Source organism: Mesorhizobium sp. M1169 (assembly GCF_040318345.1).
Lineage (GTDB): Bacteria > Pseudomonadota > Alphaproteobacteria > Rhizobiales > Rhizobiaceae > Mesorhizobium.
Genome location: NZ_JAMYME010000068.1, coordinates 1 through 16,305, shown reverse-complemented (window position 1 = coordinate 16,305; position 16,305 = coordinate 1). Strand labels below are relative to the sequence as shown.

General features: G+C 61.1%; 13 protein-coding genes. 9 read left to right on the top strand and 4 right to left on the bottom strand.

The features are described from left to right. The first annotated feature begins 38 nt into the window (after nt 1-38). Entirely contained in the window at nt 39-2,480 is a 2,442-nt protein-coding gene (locus tag NKH41_RS32490) for a KGGVGR-motif variant AAA ATPase (RefSeq protein WP_502906079.1), read from the top strand. A 38-nt stretch (nt 2,481-2,518) separates the two neighbouring features. Here the strand turns inward: NKH41_RS32490 and lepA are convergent, their stop codons facing one another. Beyond that, nucleotides 2,519-4,324, bottom strand: coding sequence for a translation elongation factor 4 (gene lepA / locus NKH41_RS32485; RefSeq protein WP_352539818.1), 1,806 nt, complete (start codon nt 4,322-4,324; stop codon nt 2,519-2,521). Between the two features lie 158 nt (nt 4,325-4,482). Here lepA and NKH41_RS32480 point away from each other — a divergent pair, with 158 nt between their 5' ends. The 4 genes from NKH41_RS32480 (at nt 4,483) to msrA (ending at nt 7,711) form a co-directional block, all read left to right on the top strand. After that, nucleotides 4,483-5,568: a TadE/TadG family type IV pilus assembly protein gene (locus tag NKH41_RS32480; protein WP_352770240.1), complete on the top strand. Its 1,086-nt coding sequence runs from the start codon at nt 4,483-4,485 to the stop codon at nt 5,566-5,568. 184 nt (nt 5,569-5,752) lie between these two features. Then, entirely contained in the window at nt 5,753-6,469 is a 717-nt protein-coding gene (locus NKH41_RS32475; RefSeq protein ID WP_502895686.1) for a DUF1223 domain-containing protein, read from the top strand. Between the two features lie 79 nt (nt 6,470-6,548). Next, the gene (locus NKH41_RS32470) at nt 6,549-6,905 is read left to right on the top strand and encodes a hypothetical protein (RefSeq protein ID WP_352770238.1); all 357 of its coding nucleotides are present in this window, start codon (nt 6,549-6,551) and stop codon (nt 6,903-6,905) included. A 77-nt stretch (nt 6,906-6,982) separates the two neighbouring features. Next, nucleotides 6,983-7,711, top strand: a complete 729-nt coding sequence (gene msrA, locus NKH41_RS32465) for a peptide-methionine (S)-S-oxide reductase MsrA (protein ID WP_352770235.1) — start codon at nt 6,983-6,985, stop codon at nt 7,709-7,711. Between the two features lie 196 nt (nt 7,712-7,907). Here the strand turns inward: msrA and NKH41_RS32460 are convergent, their stop codons facing one another. From NKH41_RS32460 to NKH41_RS32450, 3 genes are all read right to left on the bottom strand, one after another. Next, on the bottom strand, nt 7,908-10,442 hold the full coding sequence (locus NKH41_RS32460) for a mechanosensitive ion channel family protein (RefSeq protein WP_352770233.1): 2,535 nt from the start codon (nt 10,440-10,442) through the stop codon (nt 7,908-7,910). A gap of 102 nt (nt 10,443-10,544) precedes the next feature. Next, entirely contained in the window at nt 10,545-11,549 is a 1,005-nt protein-coding gene (locus tag NKH41_RS32455) for a cytochrome d ubiquinol oxidase subunit II (RefSeq protein WP_352539814.1), read from the bottom strand. Next, the gene (locus tag NKH41_RS32450) at nt 11,546-12,919 is read right to left on the bottom strand and encodes a cytochrome ubiquinol oxidase subunit I (protein WP_352770230.1); all 1,374 of its coding nucleotides are present in this window, start codon (nt 12,917-12,919) and stop codon (nt 11,546-11,548) included. Before NKH41_RS32450 ends, NKH41_RS32455 begins: the two co-directional genes overlap by 4 nt. 262 nt (nt 12,920-13,181) lie before the next feature. Here NKH41_RS32450 and NKH41_RS32445 point away from each other — a divergent pair, with 262 nt between their 5' ends. The 4 genes from NKH41_RS32445 to NKH41_RS32430 all read left to right on the top strand — a co-directional run bounded on the left by NKH41_RS32445 (nt 13,182) and on the right by NKH41_RS32430 (nt 16,219). Then, nucleotides 13,182-14,108 carry an ABC transporter ATP-binding protein gene (locus NKH41_RS32445; protein WP_352539812.1) on the top strand — a complete coding sequence of 309 codons (927 nt, stop codon included), beginning with the start codon at nt 13,182-13,184 and terminating at the stop codon, nt 14,106-14,108. A gap of 14 nt (nt 14,109-14,122) precedes the next feature. Continuing rightward, complete coding sequence (locus NKH41_RS32440) at nt 14,123-14,884, top strand: ABC transporter permease (protein WP_352472853.1); 762 nt, start codon at nt 14,123-14,125, stop codon at nt 14,882-14,884. Nucleotides 14,885-15,050: 166 nt separating this feature from the next. Next, the gene (locus NKH41_RS32435; protein ID WP_352539811.1) at nt 15,051-15,542 is read left to right on the top strand and encodes a MarR family winged helix-turn-helix transcriptional regulator; all 492 of its coding nucleotides are present in this window, start codon (nt 15,051-15,053) and stop codon (nt 15,540-15,542) included. Further along, nucleotides 15,539-16,219 carry a GNAT family N-acetyltransferase gene (locus NKH41_RS32430; RefSeq protein ID WP_352539810.1) on the top strand — a complete coding sequence of 227 codons (681 nt, stop codon included), beginning with the start codon at nt 15,539-15,541 and terminating at the stop codon, nt 16,217-16,219. The genes NKH41_RS32435 and NKH41_RS32430 overlap by 4 nt, the downstream gene beginning before the upstream one ends. The last annotated feature ends 86 nt before the right edge of the window (nt 16,220-16,305 follow it).

The window sequence follows — 16,305 nt, the reverse complement described above, 5'->3', positions numbered from 1 at the left end:
CCATCATCGACTCAATCTCCTCTTACGACGAAGATTGAATCAGTGCTTCAGGACTGCTGCAACCCGGACTTTTTCAACACTATCGGCCTAATGCTGCTCTTGACGGTGAGAGATATTTTGACGTCGAGTTTCCGGCACGAGGCGACAAAAAAGGACCACCGGTCTTTGCTTTTCACAGTGTCAAAGGAGGTGTTGGAAGGACAACGACAGCCTTAGCTTTCTCGCTTGAGGTAGCAAATGAGAATTCTGGACCAGTTCTGCTAGTGGATGCCGATTTCGAAGCCCCTGGTATAAGCTTTCTACTTCAAAGCCGAAAATCGGGATTCACGATATCCTTGGAAGATTTGCTAGCGCTAGCTCACGCAGATCGAACCGACGGATTTCAAGCCACGTTGGACTTCGTCAGCAGGAGAATGATCGATCAACTTGTAAACGGCGTATACGTTTTACCCGTTAAACGCCTGCTAGATGATCTTTCAGGTTTTGCTATCCGGCCCGAAAATCTCCAAGCAGCTCGTAGCGACGATCCCTTCGTTGTACCAGATTTGGTGCGAGAACTAGCAAGCCGCCTTGGCTGCCGAGCTGCTGTGGTAGACTTGCGAGCGGGCCTTGTTGACGTGTCTCTTCAGTTTCTCGCTGATCCGTCTGTGGAACGGGTTTTCGTTTCGAGCACCTCTGGTCAGTCCGTTGCAGCGCTAATAAGCATGATGCGAACACTTGGAATGGTTGAAGAACAGACCGGAGTTCGCGGACGTCAGCCTTTTGTATTGTTCAACCAACTCCCAATATCGCGGTTTGGAGATTTCAAGTATCGTGGCGATCTTGCAGGGCGCCTTACATTGAGCGCAGCCGAAGAATTTCCGTCATTCGACGACGACGATGACACAGAGGCAAGTCCAGTGGCAGTCGGGTTTATCCCGCACTTGGCTGAACTAATAGCGATGTCGGGAGAGTGGGACCCTTTTGTGAGAGAGCTGACTACTTCGAGCTTCATACCTCAATTAAAGGGTGAGATGGCCGATTGGGCAGGGTGGGAGGCGCTTAGTGGTTCGGAACCACAGCAAACCGTCCCGGTTGCGCCACCATTCGAGGCGGACAAACGTTGCCGGCAGCTGGAAGAATTCGCCTCAAAGCTAACTTTTGCGGAAACTGCTAGCGATCTTGCAACCCCGCTTGTCACGCCGCCACTTGAGCGGCTTGCAACGGATTTCTTGAGCCAACCGCCCGTTGTCGTCGTTGAGGGAGCCAAAGGAACTGGCAAGACTCTGACGGCAAGATTTTTCCTGGAGCGCGGCAGCTGGAACGCCTCAGTTGCTGCTCTTCAAACTACAAATAAAAGCTCGTTCGAGGGTCCTTTCATCCCCACATTCGGATCTTTGACCAGCGATAAGATCACATCGCTTGTCGGCGAGAGAAGAACCCGGGCCAGTGCCGTGCTGTCGGGGGGAAAACCCGCGACGCTCTCCGAAACTACGCAAGCCATTCGAGAGCAGCTTACCAAAGTACCGCAAAGCGACTGGCTGGGCTTTTGGCTTTCGCAGATTGCAAATTCGGCAGGATTTATTGGGGACACCGCTTGGCCAGACTTCCTAGCTGCAGCCAAGTTGGCGGCGGTAAGACCTGTCGTGCTCGTAGAGGGGCTGGAAGAGGTGCTAACCGACCCATTCAATCGAGCGAATGAGGCGGCAGCACTTGCTTCTTTGCTCTTGGATGTGCCCTTGCGCCTTCGAGAAGAAGCCGGGCGACCGATTGGATACATAGCATTTGTCCGCGCTGATATGATCCAGGCGGCTATCGCCCAAAACGCCGGACAGCTTCGTGCTGTTTTTTCGAACTATGCGCTGACTTGGCGAGACATTGATATTAAGGAACTAGTCGTTTGGCTTGTTAGCAATAGTGGTGCGATCCCTGGGCTTTGGTCGAGCGATTGGCGTCTCTCCCACTCATCACCAGAGCTACAGGAGAATGATCTTCGACGCATATGGGGTGTCAAGCTAGGTAAAGATGACAGCCGCGAAGCACGGACAACTGAGTGGGTTATTTCTGTACTTACAGACCTTACTGGTCGGCTAACTGCAAGAGATCTTGTTCGATTTGTAGGAGAGGCGGCAAAATACTCTCGAGGCCATGGCCTAGATGACCGATTGCTGGCGCCTTCCGCTTTAAAGGCCGCTGTTGAATTTACAAGTGAGAAAAAGGTCGAGGAGTATCCCAAAGAGGTTACTCAACTAGAGGCTATATTCGAAAAATTTAGAAAAGCTCCCGGTTTTGTTACACCTTTTTCGCGCATCGAGGCTCAAGGTCTGGGCTTGTCGGATGGAGATTTGGAGAATTTGGAAAAGTATGGCGTTGCGTACCAAGAAGAAGGACGGTTTGAAGTTCCAGAGCTATTCAGAATAGGCCTTCAAATGCGCAGAGGCGGCGCGCGTCCAAACATTATCAGTCTGACACGACGGGCGCGCGAACGAGCGCGCGCTTGATAAACAAGTTGTTGTCAGTAAGAATAACTCATAGCCCCTCAATCCCCCATCTTCAGCGCCTGGATAAACGCTTCCTGCGGGATGTCCACCTTGCCGAACTGCCGCATCCGCTTCTTGCCCTCTTTCTGCTTGTCGAGCAGCTTGCGTTTGCGTGAGACGTCGCCGCCGTAGCATTTGGCGGTGACGTCCTTGCGCAGCGCCGAGATGGTCTCGCGGGCGATGACCTTGCCGCCGATCGCCGCCTGGATCGGGATCTTGAACAGATGATGCGGGATCAGCTCCTTCAGCTTCTCGCACATCTGGCGGCCGCGCTTTTCCGCCGCCGTGCGGTGGACAAGCATCGACAGCGCGTCGACCGGCTCCTCATTGACCAGGATCGACATTTTCACCAGGTCGCCTTCCTTGTAGTCGGTCAAATGATAGTCGAAGGAGGCGTAGCCCTTGGAGATCGACTTCAGCCGGTCGTAGAAGTCGAAGACCACCTCGTTGAGCGGCAGATCGTAGATCAGCATGGCGCGCTTGCCGACATAGGAGAGGTCGGCCTGAATGCCGCGCCGGTCCTGGCAGAGTTTCAGGATACCGCCGAGATAGTCGTCGGGGGTGAGGATGGTGGCGCGGATCCATGGCTCCTCGATGGCCGCAATCTTGACCACGTCGGGCATGTCGGCCGGGTTGTGCAGTTCCTTGACCGAGCCGTCGTTCAACAGCAGGCGGTAGACGACGCTAGGCGCGGTGGCGATGAGGTCGAGATTGAACTCGCGCTCCAGCCGCTCCTGGATGATTTCGAGATGCAGCAGGCCGAGGAAGCCGCAGCGATAGCCGAAGCCGAGCGCGGCGCTGGTTTCCATTTCAAAGGAGAAGGAGGCGTCGTTGAGACGCAGCTTGCCGACCGCGGCGCGCAGATCCTCGAAATCGGCGGCGTCGACCGGGAACAGGCCGCAGAACACCACCGGCTGTGCCGGCTTGAAGCCGGGCAGGGCCTGTGCCGTCGGCCGCTTGTCCTCGGTGATGGTGTCGCCGACGCGGGTGTCGGCAACCTCCTTGATCGAGCCGGTGAAGAAACCGAACTCGCCGGGGCCGAGCTCGTCGACATTGATGCGGGCTGGCGTAAAGACGCCGGTGCGCTCGACCAGGTACCTGGCGCCGGTACCCATCATGCGGATGGTCTGGCCCTTTTTCAAGACGCCGTCGATGATGCGGACCAGCACGATGACGCCGAGATAGGCGTCGTACCAGCTGTCGACCAGCATCGCCTTCAGCGGGGCCGCGATGTCGCCCTCGCGCGGCGGCGGCAGATCGTTGACGATCGCTTCCAGCACGTCGGGAATGCCGAGCCCGGTCTTGGCCGAGATCAGTACGGCGTTGGAAGCGTCGATGCCGATCACCTCCTCGACCTGTTCGCGGATGCGCTCGGGCTCGGCGGCGGGCAGGTCGACCTTGTTCAGCACCACGACGATTTCGTGGTTGTTGTCGATCGCCTGGTAGACATTGGCCAGCGTCTGCGCCTCGACGCCTTGCGAGGCGTCGACGACCAGCAGCGAACCTTCACAGGCGGCGAGCGAGCGCGACACTTCATAGGCGAAGTCGACATGGCCGGGCGTGTCGATCAGGTTGAGGACATAATCCTGTCCATTGTTGGCGCGGTATTTTAGCCGCACCGTCTGCGCCTTGATGGTGATGCCGCGCTCGCGCTCGATGTCCATCGAGTCCAGCACCTGCTCCTTCATGTCGCGCAGCTCCAGCCCGCCGGTCGACTGGATCAGCCGGTCGGCAAGCGTGGATTTGCCATGGTCGATATGGGCAACGATGGAGAAGTTGCGGATGTTCTTGATCGGCGTGGTCATGCGGCGCGCTTTAGCAGGGGCACGCTACATCGGCAAGCGGCGGGACGCGGGTGCGGTGGCGGGGCGGCAAAGTCGTTAAACTTTGATCCATGAGATTAGAGCATAGTTCGCGCCCGGCGTGATAGCCCACCGGTCTATCGCCGTTCGGGGGGATCGGAATGCCGTTGTCAGCACGCAAATTTCTCAAATCGGTGAGCGGCTCGTTCGCGCCATTGCTCGCCATCTTGCTTATCCCGATGGTTGCCGCATTGGGTTTTTCCATCGACTATACCTCCGCGGTTTCAACCAGGGCATCGATGCAGAACGCTCTCGATGCAGCGTCGCTGTCGATCACGACGCTTGCGACGACTACGACGTTGGCGGACCGCCAGGTAAGCCTGCAGGACTCATATCTGGCCAATGGCGGGCAAGGCACGGCCAAGCTCGACAGCTTCGTCGTCGCCACCGACGGCGCCGCCAGCATCAAGGCTTCGGCCGGCTTTGCCATGCCGACGAATTTCATGCAGATCGCCAGGATCAACACGGTGCAGGTCGGCGTTGCGTCGGCAGTGACAAAGCGGCCGGCATTGGTGGAGGCCACGTTCAAGGTCGACAAGATCTCTGGCTGGTGGGACAAGACGGTGACGCTCTACGGCACCAAATTCGGGGACACGGTGGCCAACAAGCTGATGAGGATCTCCTACGCGTACAACAGGTTTGGCGATCCCAAAGGCTACGGGACGTCCTCTGTTTACACGATCAACGGAACGACGGAGACGCTGGTCCAGAAACAAGTATGCACGACCGTCACGGTGACCAGCTTCTATGGCTTGCCCACCGGCACAATCACTCAGATCAGCGGCACCAGGAAATACGCAACCACCTGCGTCAACACGATGTATCCCGCGACCGGCGCCGGTGCGGTGATCGATGTGAAGGACATGGATAACCTGTCTCTGGAGATGAAGATTCCGAATCCCAATCCTGGTCTTGGCGGCGGCTATCTGGCGTCGGGCACGAAAGACACCCTGCGATCGGACGATCCGGCCACGTCCGACCGATTGTTCATCGACAAGGTCAAGACGCTGGCCAATACGACTGTCGACATCTTTGAGGCCGTGCCGTGCGGCATCACCAGCAGTCAAGCGTGGGAAGATGGCGGATCACTTACCAACAACACCATAGATGATGCCGATTTTTCCTATTTTGTGACCGGCAAGTGCGCGTTCAACAAGCGGCCTTCGGAAACCGTGCTCACACAATAGGGGCGACTTGAGTGCCTACCTCCCCCTTGTGGGTCCTCAAGGGGGAGATCGGACATCGCCTCGGCTCTCGCCAATGCTCTAGGAACTCGGACTTCTCCTCAATCACGAAGCGGTGATGCTGTAACGAAGCGTGCGTCGGCGGCGAAGTGTGGACATGACACGATGTCTGCGCAGGAGAAATGCGATGCCCGGATCGACAGCGAAACGCAGCACAGCCCTGATGGGGCTCGCCGCGGCACTGTTTTCGGCGACTGTGCTGTCGGCAACCAGCGCGGCCGCCGGCCAGACGCTGACCGTCGTAGAGCTGTTCACCAGCCAGGGCTGCTCGTCCTGTCCGCCGGCCAACGCCAATCTGATCAAGGTCAAGGACCGGCCCGGCGTGCTGGCGCTGTCCTTCAACGTCACCTACTGGGACTATCTCGGCTGGAAGGACACATTCGGCAAAGAAGAATTCACGCAGCGCCAGGTCCGCTATGAACCGTCGCTCGGCCGTTCCGGCCCGTTCACGCCGCAAGTGGTGGTCAATGGCAGGGCCGATGCCGTCGGCGCCAGGCCGGGCGAGATCGAGCAGCTGATTTCGAGCGGCGGCCACGGTGACGGACCTTCGCTGTCGCTCGCCGGCGGAAAGGTCAGCATCGGCGCCAGTCCGGTGCCCGGCGGCAAGGCCGACGTCTGGCTGGTGCGTTACGGCAAGGGCATCGTCGAGGTGCCGGTGGCGCGCGGCGAAAACACCGGCCGCACGCTGCCGCACGCCAATGTCGTGCATTCGCTGACCAGGCTGGGCAGTTGGACCGGCGACGCCACCGCACTGCCGCTGCCGGCGGCGACGGGCGGCCTCAGCACAGCGGTGCTGGTGCAGGTGCCGGGCGGCGGGCCGATCCTCGCTGCCGCAGCGAATTAGAACCCGTTCCGAAATTTGCGCAACGCCGCAGCGGCGCCGCCGCATGCCGTCAACCCCTGCCAAACCCAAGGAGATCATCATGACCAATCGTTTGACCAATCGCCCGACCCTGGCGGCACTCGCCTTCGCACTTTGCTCGACGGCGCTGTTCGCCGGAGGCGCGGCGCGGGCCGAAGATGCGATGAAGCCAGCGATAGCGACAAACACCATGAAGCCGGCAACGGACGCCATGAAGCCGGCAATGGACGCAATGAAGCCGGCAACGGATGCCATGAAGCCGGCCGGCGCCATGGCGGCTGACGCGATGGCCACGACCGCGATGAAGGCGGGCGATCCGATGAAGGCCGACTGCATGAACAAGGCCGCCGCCGAGACGGACGCCATGAAGAAAGCCGAAGCGACCAAGGCCTGCGATGCCATGGCTCCGGCCAAATAGGCGATGCGCACAGCAATGTGAGAGCCCGGCGGACCTATCCGTCGTATAATCCAAACCAGCATCATGGGAGATCAGACATGACCGGAGTCGTGAAACGATCGTCGATTTTCGCAAAAGCAGCACTTGCCACGCTCATCCTCACGGCCGCCGCGGCCGTATTCTGGCAGACGCCGGCAGTTTCGGCCGAAGACGCGGTGGTGATCCCGCCGCCGGCAATGGACGAGAAGGCCACCGCCGGCACCGAAAAGGCGGTCTTCGCCGGCGGCTGCTTCTGGGGTGTGCAAGGCGTGTTCCAGCACGTCAAGGGCGTCACCAGCGCCGTTTCCGGCTATGCCGGCGGCGACAAGGACACGGCCGTCTATGAAATGGTCGGCACCAGCCGGACGGGCCATGCCGAATCCGTCGAGATCACCTACGAGCCGTCCGAGGTGACCTACGGCCAGCTGCTGCAGGTGTATTTCTCGGTGGCGCACAACCCGACGCAACTGAACTACCAGGGTCCGGACAGCGGCACCCAGTACCGTTCGACGATCTTTGCCGAAAACGACACGCAGAAAAAGATCGCCGAAAGCTACATCGCCCAGCTCGACAAGGCCAAGGTGTTTCCCAAGCCGATCGTGACGACGCTGGAGACCGGCAAGACCTTCTATCCGGCCGAGGACTATCACCAGGATTTTCTGACGCTCAACCCGACCTATCCCTATATCGTCTACAACGATTTGCCCAAGGTCGAGAACCTGAAGCGGCTGTTCCCCAATCTTTACAGCGAAAAGCCGGTGCTGGTGCTGGCCGCCAACAAGAGCTGAGCTTTTTGGGGGGGCCTGCTGATCACCCCCTTGAGGGGGAGATAGCCGGCAGGCCAGAGGGGGTCGGTTCGGTTGGCGCGACGCGGTCCGGCATATCGAGGAAGACGAAATTGGCACTCCACGCGCGGCGACCCTCTGTCGCTTTCAGCGACATCTCCCCCTCAAGGGGGGAGATCAGCAGTTTCTGCGCTTCGCACTAATCCCCCTTTTTCCAGGGCAGGCTCCATCGCACCTTCTCCAGCGTCGCCTTTGCCTCGGCCGAGTCCGGGTCGGGTTCTGTCTCGCGATAAAGCGCCGAGCCCTCAGGCGGGTAGGCAAGTGTGTTGTTGAGGGCGAATTTGTCGATCTGGCTGAAGTCGGGGAAAGGCAGGCTTTGCGCCTCGCGCCAAGCGCTGACCCTTTTCTCCGCGGCGATGCGTTTTTCGTCGTCGACCGGAAGGTCGGTGGCTCTGTATTCCAGTGACGAAGGGAAGGCGAACTGCGCGCCGGCATCATCCATGATGTTGATCATGGACAGCAGGATGTCCTCGCGGATGGCTTGGAACTCGGCCACGTCGGCGGTTTTGACGTAGGTGAACACGTCGATGTCGAGCGAATAGGCGCCGAAGCCGGCAAAGCGCACGCGGCACGGCTCATCGATGACGCGCGGATGGGCAATCAGCAGCTTGCGCAGCTCGGCCAGGACGTAACGTAGCTGATCGGGCGTCGTTTCGTAGCGCAGCTGCAGCGTCGTCGCGAACCGGGTGCGGTCGCGATGCGCGTAGTTCTCGATCTGCATGCCGGCGAAATCCGAGTTTGGCACCGAGATGATCGTGCGGTCGAGCGACCGGATGCGCGTCGAGCGCATGCCGATATGCTCGATCGTGCCGGACTGGTCGCCGAACTTGCAGAAGTCGCCGACGCTGACCGGCCGATCGGCATAGAGCGTCAGGCCGGAGAGGAAGTTCTGCAGCGTCGGCTGCGCGGCCAGCGCCACCGCCAGACCGCCGATGCCGAGACCGGCAATGACGCCTTCGTAGGGGATGGCGAGCACTTCGGCCAGCAGCAGGAAGGCGACGACCAGCACGGCGACGCGCGCCACGCCGGTGGACAGCGAAATCAGCGTGTCGTGATAGCCGGGCACCTGCCACAGTCCACGGTAATGGTCGGCGACCTTGCCGATCAGGTGCCAGACCACCGGCACGGCGCCAATCACGACCAGGCTCCAGGCGATTGCCTTGACCGGGGCGGCGACCACTTGCGGCAGACCGAGCGGGCGCAGCGTCAACAGCAGGAAGAAGCCAAGCACGATCGAGCGCACCGCCCATTCGACAATGCGGAAGAAGGCCGGGCTGTCCGTCCTTCGCACAAACAAGGAAATCAGCGCATTGGCGATGAAGCCGAAGACGATGCCGGCCAGTGCGGCAAGGCCGAGCATCGACCATTGCCAGCGCTCCATCGGGCCGGCGCGGGTAAGCAGGCCGGGGCTGATCTCGCGGGCGAGGCCACGGGCGATGAAGAACGGGTCGGTGCTGGCGAAAGCGGCGAATTCCGGCGCCACCGGCACGTCTTCGACATCGGCGTAGAGCGCGCGGATGTGGGCGAGCGTCTCGGGCGTGAACTGCCAGATCTTGCCCTTCTCAGTCTCGACCGGGCCGATGACGATGTTGCCGGCGGGATGCTCGAAATAGACGAAGGGGGTGTTGCTCTTCGGATCGTCGGGGATCTCCTGCCAATAGACGTAGCCGATGCGGTCGATGACCTTTTTGAGATAGCGCTCGAGCAGGAACGCCTCGTCGCCACGCACCGCCTGACTGTAGTTGCGCAGGTCGAGTGCCGCCTGGGCCGGGTCGCCGGCTTCGGTGAGGCCGCTCAACAGAACCTTGAACGTGTCGCGCGGCGAGGCGAGCCTGCTCGGATCGTCGACCATGTCGACGGCTTCGCCACGCGCTTCCTGGAATTCGGCGAGCTTTGCCTGGAGCTGGCCAAGTGGCGGCCCGACGATGAACCAGTCGCCATTCTTGCGGCGAAAAGTGACGGCGAAGGAGACCCTGGTGCCGTATTGCGGCAGCGTCGCCGTCACCTCGTCGCCGGAGATCGCATCATGCGGCAGGCTCCACAGACGGAACGTCGCGTTGTCGATGACGGTGAACAGAAGCTTGGTGTAATCGGGCATGTTGAGGCCGCCGCGGTCGGCCTCGGTGACGTCGACGAGACCCGCTGCCAGACCGGCAAGACCCATGCCGCCGCCGGTAGCGCGCGGCACGTTGTCGGCGCCGCTCTCGTTCATCGTCTGCAGGAACGAGCGCATGGTGCTCATCGGGCTCGACTGGTCGACACGGACGTCCTCGACGGCGCTGACGCGCACACCTGTCCACCATTCGGCGGTGGCGGCATCGAAGCGGCCCATGAAGCTGCCGCCGTCAGGCGATTGGACGAAGGTGAAGGCGCCCTGGCGGTCGCCTTCGAACCAGTGGCCGACAAGCTTGTCGCCTTCGGCCTTGGCCTCGATACGGCCGTTATAAAGCGGGTACACGCCGTTTACGTCAGTGCCGGTCTGCTCGAACTTGATCTGGGCGCCGCCGCCGCGCCACTTCGTGTCCCACACGCCCGTCCAGTTGGCCGCGTCCTGGGCATGCGCCTGGGGCATGGCCGGCAGCAGGCCGGCAAGCGCGAGTGCGCCGATCAGCGCGACCGTCCGGATCAGCAAAAGCAGCAGCCGATCCTGTCCTGCCGCAAAAAAGGGGTTCATTCTGTTGCCCTTCTTCTTGCCGGTGATTCTGCTGGTCCGGCCAGAGAAGGTTATTCCGCTTGAAGATGAATATTCTGTTTCAGGCTGCGACTGCTATGCCGGTCAGTCATAGGTCAGATCCGTCGCCTTGCCGGCGAACACCCGGTAGGCAAAGAACGAATAGAAGATGATGATCGGCAGCACGACGACCGTCCCGACCAGGATGACGGCCAGGCTTTCGGGTGCCGAAGCAGCCTGCCAGATGGTCAGCCGGTCGGGCACCACGAAGGGGTAGAACGACCAGGCGAGGCCGGCAAAGCCGAGCGTGAAGATCGCGGCCAATGTCAGGAACGGGAGCAGCGCGTGGCGGTCGCCGGGTTTCGGCAGATGGAAGGTCTGGCGCCACAGCCACAGGAACAGCACTGCCGACAGGATAGGCAGCGGCGACAAATAGAGCATGGCCGGCCAGACGAACCATTTGTCGAAGATGCGCGCGCTGGCAAAAGGCGTGGCCAGCGATACCGCGACCATGCCGAGCGCGGTCAGCACCAGCGCCGTGCGCAGCCACAGCACCGCCTTCTTCTGCAGATCGCCTTCGGTCTTATAGATGACCCAGGCCGCGCCCATCGCCGCGTAGGCCGCGGCAAGGCAGAGCGCCACCAGCGCGCCGAAAGCGACGCCGCCGGGGCCGACGTCGAGGCCGAGCACATAGACGCCGAGCATATAACCTTGCGCCAGCGACGCGACGACCGAGCCGAGGAAAAAGATGCGGTTCCAGCGGTGCTTCCTGCCGGCCGGCACCTTGGCGCGGAAATCGAAGGCGACGCCGCGCAGGATCAAGCCGACCAGCAGCACGAAGACCGGAATGTAGAGCGCCGTCAGAATGGTGCCATGCGCCAATGGAAAGGCGACCAGCAGCAGGCCGACCGCCAGCACCAGCCAGGTCTCGTTAGCGTCCCAGAACGGGCCGATGGCGGCGATCATCGTATCCTGTTCGGTGTCTTCGGCTGCGGCGAACAGGATGCCGATGCCGAGATCGAAGCCGTCGAGGATGACGTAGATCAGGATAGCGAGGCCCATCAGCCCGGCGAAGATCAGAGGCAGCAGGGTCGGCCAGTCGACGCTCATGATGTTTCTCCTGGTTGCGCAACCGGCTGCGACAGCGGCCTGTTCATGACGCCCGGTAGCGGCGAGGTGTCACCATCCTTCGCCGCCTTCAATGCCAGATGCACCAACACGCCGAGATAGGCGATCAAGAGCAGCACGTAGAGGATGAGATAGACCGCGAGCGACAGCGCGACATGGCTGCCGGCGACCGGCCCGACAGCATCGGCGGTAAGCAGCACGCCGGTGACCAGCCAGGGCTGGCGGCCGATCTCGGTGGTGTACCAGCCGGCCAGCGTCGCCAGCCAGCCGGACAGCGCCATCGGCACCATGACAAGCGCCAGCGGCTTGGGCAGGCCGTGGCGGCGCTTGAGGAAGAAGGCCGCCGACCAGGAGACGGCGAGCATCAGGAGGCCGGTGCCGACCATGATGCGAAAGCCCCAGAACACCGGAAATACCGGCGGATGGTTGCCGGCATAATCGTTCAGACCCGGCACGATGCCGCCGGCGCTGTGCCTGAGGATGAGGCTGGCGCCATCCGGAATGGTGAGCTCGAACCTGTTCTGCTTGGCCGCTTCATCGGGAAGAGCAAACAGCACCAACGGCACGTTGGGACCGGTGTTCCAGTTGGCTTCCATGGCGGCGATCTTCTGCGGCTGGTGTTCCAGCGTGTTGAGGCCGTGCTGGTCGCCGGCAAAGATCTGGATGGGAATCAGGATAGCGGCGGTGAAGACGCCGGTGCGCAGGGCCTTCCACATCGATTCCGAGCGATCGCCGTAGAGATAGCGCAGCGCCGACAGGCCGGCGATCAGGAACGAGACGGTCAGCCCCGAAGCAAGCAGCATATGAACGAGCCGGTAGGGCATGGACGGATTGAAGACAACGGCCCACCAGTCGGTGGCGTGCGCAACACCATTGCGCATCTCGAAACCGGCCGGTGTCTGCATCCACGAATTGAGCGCGATGATCCAGAAGGCGGACAAGGTGGTGCCGCCGGCCACCAGCACCGTCGCCAGCGTATGGACGCGGTTCGAGACGCGGCGGAAGCCGAACAGCATGATGCCGAGGAACGCCGCCTCGAGGAAGAAGGCGGTCAGGATTTCGTAGGCCAGCAGCGGGCCGGCAATGTTGCCGACCGTCTCCATATAGCCCGGCCAGTTGGTGCCGAACTGAAAACTCATGGTGACGCCGGAAACCACGCCCATGGCGAAGGACAGCGCGAATACCTTAACCCAGGTGAAATACGCGCGCATCCAGGCGGAATCGTTTGTCGCGTTGTAGCGGAGCTTGAAGAACAGCAGCACCCAGCCGAGCGCGATGGTGATCGCCGGGAACAGGATGTGGAACGAGATGTTCGCGCCGAACTGTATGCGCGACAGAATGAGCGGGTCCATGGCGGCTCCGGCTGCTGCTTGTTTGTTGAAGGATAGGCTTGATGCACCGGACGGTCAAAGCGGCGTCCCGCCGCGAGGCGGAACGCCGCAGTGCGGTTAATCTGCTTTTGCGTGGAATTTGGCTGGACGACCGGGCAGGTGTTGCCTATTCCGGCGAACCTCGATGTCCAGAACTGTCGGGAGCGCCATTGACATCCGGATTTGCGGACCGACATTCAGCGGATTAAACCAACAACTCTGTTTCAAGCAGTCGTTTTCAGCCATGCAGCCGATCATCTCGATTTCCGGGGTCTCCAAGACCTACGCCACCGGCTTCAAGGCGCTGAAGGAGATCAATCTCGACATCGTGCGCGGCGAGATCTTTGCGCTGCTCGGGCCGAATGGCGCCGGCAAGACAACGCTGATCTCGATCGTCTGCGGCATCGTCAACCGCTCGTCGGGTTCCGTCACCGTCGACGGCCATGACATCAACCGCGACTACCGCGCCGCGCGCAGTCTGATCGGGCTGGTGCCGCAGGAACTGACCATCGACGCCTTCGAGAGCGTGTGGGCGACGGTTAACTACAGCCGCGGCCTGTTCGGCAAGCCGGCGGACAAGGCGTTCGTCGAAAAAGTGCTGCGCGACCTGTCGCTCTGGGACAAGAAGGACGCCAAGGCGATCACGCTGTCCGGCGGCATGAAGCGCCGGCTGATGATTGCCAAGGCGCTGTCGCACGAGCCGCGCATCCTGTTCCTCGACGAACCGACGGCAGGCGTCGATGTCGAGCTGCGCCAGGACATGTGGGCGATGGTGCGCCGGCTGCGCGAAGACGGCGTCACCATCATCCTGACCACGCATTACATCGAAGAAGCCGAGGCGATGGCCGACCGCGTCGGCGTCATCAACCGCGGCGAGATCGTGCTGGTGGAGGACAAGGCCGAGCTGATGCGCAAGCTTGGCCGCAAACGGCTTGTGCTGGAACTGCGCAGTCCCCTGGCCACCGTTCCCGATGCTTTTTCGCACTACGCGCTGGAGCTTTCGCCGGATGGCGGACAGCTGACCTATACTTATGACAACCAGAGCGAACGACCGGGCGTCGCCTCGCTGATCCGCGAGCTCGAGGCGGCCGGCATCCAGTTCCGCGACATCGATACCGAAAACAGCTCGCTCGAGGAGATCTTCGTCAATCTGGTGAGGAAACCGGCATGAACCCGCGCGCGGCCATGAATCTTCATGCGGTATGGGCGATCTATCGGGTGGAGATGGCGCGCGCCCTTCGCACTGTGCTGCAGAGCATCGTTTCGCCGGTGATTTCGACGTCGCTCTATTTCGTCGTCTTCGGTTCGGCCATCGGCTCGCGCATCACCGAGATCGACGGCATCAGCTACGGCGCCTTCATCGTACCGGGGCTGATCATGCTGTCGCTGCTGACGCAATCGATCTCCAACGCCTCTTTCGCCATCTATTTTCCGAAATTCGTCGGCTCGATCTACGAATTGCTGTCCGCGCCGGTGTCCTATCTGGAGATCGTCATCGCCTATGTCGGGGGCGCGGCGACAAAGTCGATCGTGCTTGGCCTGATCATCCTGGCGACGGCCTCGCTGTTCGTGCCGCTGACGATCGAGCATCCGTTCTGGATGCTCGCCTTCCTGGTGCTGACGGCGGTGACCTTCAGCCTGTTCGGCTTTATCATCGGCATCTGGGCGAAGAGCTTCGAGCAGCTGCAGCTGGTGCCGCTGCTGATCATCACGCCGCTGACCTTCCTCGGCGGCAGCTTCTATTCGATCAACATGCTGCCCGGCATCTGGCGCACGGTGACGCTGTTCAACCCGGTGGTCTACCTGGTCAGTGGGTTCCGCTGGAGCTTCTACGGCAAGTCCGACGTTTCGGTCGGCGTCAGCCTCGGCATGACGGTGGTCTTCCTGCTCATCTGCATAACGATCGTCGCCTGGATCTTCAGGACCGGCTACCGGCTGCGCAACTGATCGAACGGGCCTCGTCCAGGCGAAGCAGCCTGACCGATCGACCTTTCCTTGCCGAAGGCGATAGGCCTGCGCCCGATGCCTGGAACCCGCGCTTGAATGCCTCGATCTTGCTTTTCATGCATTGTTATATATCATATTATCGATGTTCATGGGGATGAATTGGCCTATGGAAGACGTCATACGATCGCTTGGCTTTCTGTGCCTGGGCAGCAGGCTGAAGCGTATAGGCGAGCAACTGCAAGCGGAGGCGCAGCGCCTGCTCGACAGGCTGGATGTCCCGGTTCAGGCGAGCCAATACCCGCTGCTGGCCGCGCTCGACAGGCTGGGTCCGCTGTCGGTCGGGGAACTGGCGCAATCCCTTGGCATCGCGCAGCCAGGCGTAACGCGAAGCGTCTCGCTTCTGGCCGAATTGGGACTGCTCGAAGTCAGTCCGTCGACCGATGACCAGCGGCGCAGGATCGTCTCGCTTACTCGGGACGGGCGGCGGCTGGTCGATGTCGCAAAGCGCGACGTCTGGCCTTGCATCGAGAACGTGGTCGCGGATTTGTGCGCAGGTTTTTCGGGGCCGCTTCTTGAGCAGCTGGCTGCCATCGAGGACGGCCTCGCCGCTGCTCCTCTCGACCGTCGTGTAAATAAGCCTGAGGGTGCCGCGCAATGAGACATCTGCTCGACCGCCCTATCTGGAGCGGGCTTCAGACGCGACATCGGGCCTTCGCGGAGGGTGACAACCTCGCCATGCGATATCGGCCGTCGATCGTCCCTTTCGCCGCCACTGGCGCGGACGACCCGGAAAGCCTGCGGGCGCTCGAAAAGCTTGTCTCCCCGGGCGAGAGTGTGATCCTGCTTCAAGCGGACGCGATTGCTCTGCCCACGGGGCTTTCCGCGACTTCGACCGCAGCCGGGGTTCAGATGATCGCCGAGCAGCCATTGCAGATCGTCTCCGACCCGCGCGTGCATCGTCTGACCCGAGACGATGCTGCTGAGATGCTCGCCCTGGCATTGCTCACCAAGCCTGGCCCATTCACGCTCGAAGCCTTGAGCCTGGGCGATTTTTGGGGTGTGAAAATCGAGGGCAGGCTCGCGGCAATGGCCGGCGAGCGCATGAAGCAACCTGGTTATACCGAACTCAGCGGGGTGTGCTCACATCCGGAATTTCGCGGCGGTGGCCTAGGAAAGCTGCTGTCCCTATTCGTGGCAAACCGGATAGTGGCGCGCGGCGAAGTTCCCTATCTCCACGCCTATGCCAGCAACGCCGCGGCCATAGCGTTATACGAGTCCATCGGCTTCAGGTTGCGAAGCACAATGAATGTGGCCGTGGTTCAGCGCACCGAATGATTAGAGCGGAATGAATTTAGGTTGGGCATATCCGGCCTCGGTGAAGTAATTTTGGCATTCGTTTGAAGTGACAATTTTGAGGATTT